The organism is Tepidimonas sp. (assembly GCF_046292505.1).
Classification (GTDB): Bacteria; Pseudomonadota; Gammaproteobacteria; order Burkholderiales; family Burkholderiaceae_C; genus Tepidimonas.
The window spans coordinates 1-1194 of sequence record NZ_JBKBQX010000101.1 but is presented as its reverse complement, the minus strand read 5'-3'; the positions used below and the strand labels follow the sequence as shown (position 1 = coordinate 1194).

The 1194-nt window shown below is 74.0% G+C and carries 1 protein-coding gene and 1 pseudogene; both read left to right on the top strand.

Annotated elements, in window-relative coordinates:
- Nucleotides 1–95 precede the first annotated feature (95 nt).
- Nucleotides 96–584 (top strand): annotated as a pseudogene (locus ACK4TH_RS11970) (LemA family protein); the annotation flags it as partial.
- A gap of 119 nt (nt 585–703) precedes the next feature.
- On the top strand, nt 704–1194 hold a 491-nt coding region (locus ACK4TH_RS11965), incomplete at its 3' end, for a TPM domain-containing protein (protein ID WP_409626760.1).

Sequence of the window (1194 nt, the reverse complement as noted above, 5' to 3'; positions counted from 1 at the left end):
GGCGGACTGTCGAATTCCAGCTCCAGCCCCTTGTCGAGTGCCAGCACGGCCAGCTCCTGCATGGCCTCGGCGGCGGGCTGGCGCAGGTCGATGGTCTCGAACACAGCCCGCGCCGCGCCGACCTGGTGCCCAACCTGGTGGCCACCGTGCAGGGCGAGGCCAACTTCGAGCGCGAGACGCTGACGCGCGTCATCGAGGCGCGCGCCCGCGCCACCGCGATCCAGGTCACGCCCGAGATGCTGCAGGACCCGCAGGCGCTGCAGCGCTTCCAGGCCGCGCAGGGCGAGCTCGGCGGCGCGCTGGCGCGCCTGCTGGCGGTGGCCGAGCAGTACCCGAATCTGAAGGCCAACCAGGGCTTCGCCGACCTGCGCGTGCAGCTGGAAGGCACCGAAAACCGCAACGCGGTGGCGCGCAACCGCTACATCCAGGCGGTGCAGCGCTACAACACGCTGGCGCGCAGCTTCCCGACCAACCTGACGGCCAAGGTGTTCGGCTACGCGCCCAAGCCCGGCTTCGCCCCGGCCGACGAGGCCACGCTGGCGCAGCCGCCGAAGGTGGAACTCCCGGCGGCGCCGGGGCGGTGAGGGGCGCGGCCGTGCCTGTCGCCGCCGGGTTACGGCTCGCCACGGCCGGCGCTGCCCCGGTCAAGGGACCGCGCGGGTGGGGTGGTCCTCGCCTCGCGTGGCTGTCCTGGGCGTGGCTGATGCTGGCGCTGGCCTTGGGGGCCCCGGCGCACGCGCAGGCCCTGCAGCCGGTGCCGGCGCTGACCGCCCGCGTGATGGACCTGACCGGCACGCTCAGCGCCGAGCAGCGCGCGGCGCTGGAGGCGCGGCTGGCGGCGTTCGAGCGTGAGCGTGGCAGCCAGGTGGTGGTGCTGCTGGTGCCGACCACCGCGCCGGAGGACATCACCGACTACACGCAGCGCGTCGGCGATGCCTGGAAGATCGGCCGGCGCGACGTCGGCGACGGCGTGCTGCTGGTGGTGGCCAAGGACGACCGCCGCGTGCGCATCGCCACCACCCAGGCGGTGGAGGGCGCGCTGCCGGACCTGCTGGCCAGCCGCATCATCGAGCGCGCCATCGTGCCGCACTTCCGCCAAGGCGACTTCTTCGGCGGGCTGCAACGTCGCCTCGATGTCGGCCTCGGCGTGAGCCGCGCTGACGAAGCCGGCCTCGTACAGCGCCGGGGCGAAGT